Annotated in this window: 2 protein-coding genes; both read left to right on the top strand. The window is 70.8% G+C overall.

Translation table 11 applies throughout. The features are described from left to right. Nucleotides 1-2,938 precede the first annotated feature (2,938 nt). Nucleotides 2,939-3,196 (top strand): hypothetical protein, encoded by a 258-nt coding sequence (locus ACWFRU_RS41015; RefSeq protein ID WP_453693762.1) that lies wholly within the window; start codon nucleotides 2,939-2,941, stop codon nucleotides 3,194-3,196. Between the two features lie 32 nt (nucleotides 3,197-3,228). After that, complete coding sequence (locus tag ACWFRU_RS41020) at nucleotides 3,229-3,570, top strand: hypothetical protein (protein WP_453693810.1); 342 nt, start codon at nucleotides 3,229-3,231, stop codon at nucleotides 3,568-3,570. Nucleotides 3,571-6,308: the final 2,738 nt, after the last annotated feature.

Below are 6,308 nucleotides of genomic sequence, written 5' to 3' on the forward strand. Positions count from 1 at the left end.
GTCTGGCGGGTAGGGTGCTTCCGGGGTTGTGGTGGTGGAACTTTTGGTTAATTACTGTTTTTGGCCCCCCCATGTCGTTCCCCGGGGCGGGCGGCCGCCCCCCGCCGGACTGCGGGTTGCTGACTCAACCGGGCCGGCGACCGCGAGGTGTTGGCGCACCTCGAGCGCGGTAGACGGCCCGGACGGCCGTAAGCCGCAGCATCCTTGGCGGGGGATCCTGCGCGCGCGGGGATGGCCCCAAGTACGCGGAGCGCATCAACGAAGAGTTCCGCTGCTCCCCACACCCGCGGGGATGGACCCCCGTTCACCAAGCACCACGAGATGTTCGTGCACTGCTCTCCGCGCACGCGGGGATGAACCCACCATGGAAGCCTGGATTCCGGAAGAGTACGACTGCTCCCCCACGCGTGGGGATGGCCCCGCGGCGAAGCGCACACCTCAGGCAGGATGAGGCTGCGCCCCGCACGCGCGGGGATGGCCCCATCTCCCGGAGCGCCTGTCCAAACCAGATCTGCTCTCCCCGCGGACGTGGGGATGGACCCAGGGCCTTGCCCATGTCCGCGGCCTTGGTGCCCTGCTCCCCGCACGCGGGGGATGGACCCCGGCCGACCGGCGACTTCGACGACGGCATACTCTGCTCCCCGCGCGAGCGGGATGGCCCCGGCGTGTCCCGCACGTACGGCGTCCAGACCGGCTGCTCCCCGCGCCTGCGGGGATGGCCCCGTGACGTACGCCTGTTCTCCCTGGTGTCCGGCCTGCTCCCCGCACATGCGGGGATGGACCCGCGGATAACCCTAGATCAGACGCGTACGGCATCTGTTCCCCGCGCACGCGGGGATGGACCCGCGCCTTTGAGGCCGGCGATCAGCGTCGCCAGTTGCTACCCGCGCCCGCGGGGATGGTCCCACCGCCCGCTGCCGGCCCGCCCTCACCGCGCTCTGCTCCCTGCGCCCGCGGGGTTGGCCCCTGCCGGTTCCGCGGTTACGTCGACCCCGGCGGCTGCTCCCCGTGCGCGCGGGGGCGGTCCCTCGGTACGGGTGATGGGCGGCTTGGGCCCGTACTGTTCCCCGCGCACGCGGGGTTGGCCCCCGCACCGTCGTCGAGACCGTAGGCATCATCGCCTGCTCCCCGCGCCAGCGGGGATGGCCCCGGCTCCTAGATAGGCGGTGATCCTTGCAGACACTGCTCCCCGCATACGCGGGGATGGCCCCAACAACGGGCCCATCCGCTACCGCAAGGTCAACTGTTCTCCGCGTCTGCGGGGGATGGACCCGACATGGCCAAGGCCTTGCGAAGCTTGCAGAACTGCTCCCCGCGCTTGCGGGTATGGCCCGCGCAATGGTGAAGGTGTTGGGTTTCGTGGGTTGGTGGCGGCAGAATGCCTGGTGAAAGAGTCTGCTCCCCGCGCCTACGGGGATGGACCCGTGGGCTTCACGACACCGAAGCCGTCGACGACCCGCTCCTCGCGCACGCGGGGATGGTCCCGGCTCCGAGCCGGGAGGCCCGAGTTGCCTCGACTGCTCCCCGCGCGTGCGGGGATGGACCCCGGGTATGGGTCGCCGAGTCCTCACAGATCCGCTGCTCTCCGCGCCTGCGGGGATGGACCCTCGTGGGTGATGCCGTCGTAGAGCTCCTCGTCCTGCTCCCCGCGTGCGGGGATGGCCCCAAGGAAGACACCTACAACGGGCTGATCACCCTCTGCTCCCCGCACTCGCGGGGATGGACCCGACGTCACCATCACCCGGGACGGCGGGAGTTCCTGCTCGCCGCACTCGCGGGGATGATCCCCACCACCCTGGCCCGGCCTTTCCGCCGGCGCCCTGCTCCCCGCACCCGCGGGGATGGACCCACCGGCGACAGCGCGCTGAAGGGCGACATGGTCTGCTCCCTCGCCCGCGGGGATGAACCCTGGCCCATGTCGCCGCCTGCGGCCTTCCAGGACTGCTCCCCGCGCGCGTGGGGATGGATCCCGTGCCCTGGAGCGGGCCACGATCAAGGTCGACTGCGCCCCGCGCGTGCGGGGATGGTCCCTCGAAAGGGAATCCGATCTGTTTCAGCTTCGTCTGCTCCCTGCGCGTGCGGGGACGGCCCCCAGTATGGCGGCCTCCGTCAGCTGACGCGCAGACTGCTCCCTGCGCACGCGGGGATGGACCCCCGCTGTCGATCCGCACCCGTTCTTCGCGCACCTGCTCCCCGCGCGTGCGGGGGTGGCGCCGTTCGGCTTATGGTCCGGCTGTTCGCGCGGTGCATTTTCGGCAATTGGGCCTGCGGGTGGCCGTACGCTGCAGTTGCTGTCCCGTGCACCCAGGTGGTGGAAATGACCGAATCTTTGAAAGTTGCTCAGAACGGCTCTCTTGCCTGGTGAAAGCCCAGGCCGGCGAGTCTGCTCCCCGCACGTGCGGGGATGGACCCGAAACCACCTTGTTCAAGACGATCAGCAAGGACTGCTCCCCGCACGCGCGGGGATGGCCCCGGCCTCGCCAGCTCCAGGCGCTGCGGCACGATCTGCTCCCCGCACACGCGGGGGCCGCGACGCCCCGCGTTGGCCAGCCGGCGCCGCCCTGCTCCCCGCACGCGCGGGGGTGAACCCGCGGGAGTCGTGCTCGGCGCCGTCGACGGCCTCTGTCCCTCGTACGCGCGGGGATGGATCCGATGACCTGGAGCCGCTGGCTGGGGAGAGCTACTGCTTCCCGCGTCCGCGGGAGATAGACCCTTCCTGGTGCTGGATGAGCTGTGGCGGGTGCTCTGCTTCGCGCGCGTGCGGGGATGGACGTGATGTCGTTGTCCGGGCCCTGATGGTGCTCAAGGACGTCGTAGTGGGCCCTGTGGTCCGGGGGAGTGACGCGGGGCGTGTGGGCTTTTGATGCGGCAGGTTTGCATTGTCAGTGACGGGTACGGGTGCGTACCCGTACTATCGGTCTGGATGGGAAGGAGCGCAATGTCTGATGCCAACGTGAGAATCCCTGAGGGCGCCAAAGATCGGCTGGCGGCCATCGCGGCCAGCGAGGGGCTGTCCCTGCGCGCCTACCTGGCGCGCCTGGCCGATACCCTCCTGACTCCTCAGGAACGTGCCGAACGGGCTGAGCAGGCCCGCGCTGCGCTGCAGGAGTGGACGGGCTACGCGCCCAGCATCACTGAGCAGCAAGAACTGGATGTTGAACTGGACCGGCGCCTGGCCAGGGCGACCGGCCGGTGAGCGGCACCCACATCGTTCTGGATGCCACGGCGATGGCCGCGGCTGGCGCGGGCAACGTGCTGGCCTCCCGGCTGATTCACCGCGCTCATGCCGAGGCCGGCTGGTACCTGTACGCCCCTACCTGCGTGCTGGTCGAAGCAGACCGCGCGCGGCCCGGAACAGCCGAGCACCTTGCTGCAATGCCCGGCGTCACCGTCCTGGATCTGGACCTGCCCGCTGCACTCGCGGTAGCGCAACAGCAGGGCTGGGCCAGCGCCCACACCGAATACGCCGCCCAGCCCACTCCGGACCGTCCCGACGGTGCGATCGTGGCCACCACCGTCCCAGAGCAGTGGGAGGGGCGCCCCGTCCGGGTCCTGGATGTGCGTGCGTGATAGGACCAGTAGACGACGGCTGAGCAGTGACCTTACTACCGGAGCCTTTCGTGCGAGTGCGGGGGCAGTCGGAAGGCCATCGGCCCTCCATCTCCCGTAGGGGGCTCCGACTTCGGATCTTCGTTCCGTGAGGCTGCTGATTGCTCCCCGTGCCCGCGGGGATGGACCTCAGGCGGAGGCCGCGGCAAAGGTAGAGCAGGCCTGCTCCCTGCGCATGCGGGGATGGTCCCGTGCCGAGGAGCGTCATGCCGACTGTCCCTTCCTGCTCCCCGCCCGCGCGAGGATGGTCCCAAGCACAGGAAGCCGAAGGCGCTCGGAGCCAACTGCTCCCCGCGCGTGCGGGGATGGTCCCCACCCCCGTGCCGCATACGTCAGGACGGCCCGCTGCTCCCCGCTTTCGGGGGATGGACCCAGCAAGGCGCTCGCGATGATCGCGATAATGATCTGCTCCACGTTCTCGCGGGGATGCCCCTCCCAGCCTGATCATCGGGCCGAGAATGGGCTGCTGCTCCCCGCACATGCGGGGATGGCCCCTACGTCGTCCCGGCGGGCGGCGACGTGCGCGCCTGCTCCCTGCGCACGCGGGGATGGCCCCACGGGCTCCGCGTAGCAGTGGCAGTTGTCGTGCTGCTCCTCGCGTCCGCGGGAATAGACCCGGCGACATCGCCGAGTAGGAGTCCGCCGCGAGCTGCTCCCCGCACGCGCGGGGATGGTCCCGCGTTCGACCAGACCAACCGGCCCAACGAGGTCTGCTCCCCGCGCACGGGGGGGATGGCCCTTCCTTGATCGCGTCGGCGGCGATCTCGCCGTCCTGCTCCCCGCGCCCGCGGGGATGGTCCTACGCGCGCCATCAACTCCGCGGCCGGCGTCATCTGCTCCCCGTGCACGCGGGGATGGACCTCCTGGCAAAGGCGTGATCGAGGGCCCAATGTACTGCTCCCCGTACGCGCGGGGATGGACCCGTGCGCTTCGCCGACGCCGCGGTGTCGACCTGCTGCTCCCCGCGCCCGCGGGGATGGTCCCTCCCAGCGACGACCGTCGAAGTGGACACGGAACTGACCCGCCCGCGCGGGGATGGTCCCAGAGCTGCTGTCACGGTCCAGGTGGCGGCCTGCTCCCCGCACGTACGGAGATGGACCCGTCCACTCCGAGGGCGGCACGCCGTCCTGCCCCTGATCCCCGCGCGTGGGTGGATGGTCCCTCGGCAGCCACACGGGGCGACTGGAGGAGGTGCTGCTCCCCGCGAGCGCGGGGATGGCCCCCACTACGCTTCGGTCCCGTAAGTCCTACACGACTGTTCCCCGCGCGTGCGGGGATGGACCCCGCTGCGGCGGCTACGTCCTGGCCGCGACTGTCTGCTTCCCGCACGCGCGGGGTTTGCCCCGACGACTCGGAGAACGTCAACGTCCAGATGGACTGCTCCCCGCACACGCGGGGATGGTCCCTCCGAGGCCCACCGCATCCGGAACCCGGCCAGCTGCTCCCCGCGCATGCGGGGATGGTCCCGTCGGCAGTGACCTCCTGGCCGTTACCGCAGGCTGTTCCCCGCACGCGCGGGGATGGTCCCTGGGAGGCGGCGAATACGCTGCCGGGCCAGATCTGCTCCCCGCCCGCGCGGGGGTGGTCCCGGAGACCTGTACGCGGCGATCGGCGCCCCCCGCTGCTCCCCGCGCGTGCGGGGATGGCCCCTCGGGCTAGCAGGAGCCTCCAAGGGTTCTTGCCTGCTCCCCGCACCCGCAGGGATGGTCCCAATCACCGGGATTCAGCGGCCGATCAGTTCCCCTGCTCCCCGCACCCGCAGGATGGTCCCCACGGGCACGCAGGGCCGGAGTTCATCCAGTACTGCTCCCCGCACCCGCGGGGATGGTCCCCCTCAACTTCATCACCGCGTCGTCGCAGCACGGCGCTCTCCGCACCTGCGGGGATGGACCCCTCGACCTCGCGCACGCCAACGCCGACAGATGGCCCCAGCCTCGTGCGCGCGGTCGTCTGGCTGGAGGGCCTACTCCCCGAACACGCGGGGATGGTGCCACGGCCTTCGCGGGTTCCTCGGACTGCTCCAGCTGCTCCGCGCGCGGGGACGGCCTCTGCTCGACGAAGATGACGCCGGGCTTCGCGGTCTGCTCCCCGTACTGCGGGGATAGTCCCGACGGAACCATCTCCTAGGTCGCCTCTGGCGGCTGTTCCCCGCGCCTGCGGGGATGGACCCGAGGCCGCGGAGCGGGGACTGTGGGCCCTGTACTGCTCCCCGCGTACGCGGGGATGGCCCCACCCTGACGATGCAGGCGTTTTCGGCGCACCTCTGCTCCCCGCACGCGCGAGGATGGACCCGCGTCCCCGAACGGCTGACGTCCCGCTCGGACCTGCTCCCTGCACGCGCGGGGGTGGCCCCATCCCCGCGCAGGCGGGGAGCAGACGTCGCCGGTCTCGAGCTGGTTGGCCTGCTTGGGACCATCCCCGCGCGTGCGAGGGGCAGTACGTCTTTTCCCGGTCGTAGGGAACGTCGTTGGGTCCATCCCCGCGTGTGCGGGGAGCACGCGGCTCAGGTCGCGGGGGCGCCTTCGTCGGGGGGACCATCCCCGCAGGTGCGGGGAGCACCGAGCTGAGGGCTACGTCAACAACCGTCTGCCGGGACCATCCCCGCAGGTGCGGGGAGCACCGCGGCATCCTCCTCGTCCCCAAGGGAACCCGGGGATCATCCCCGCAGGTGCGGGGAGCACGGCAACCCCAGGTACACG

It is taken from the genome of Streptomyces sp. NPDC055099 (assembly GCF_053607685.1).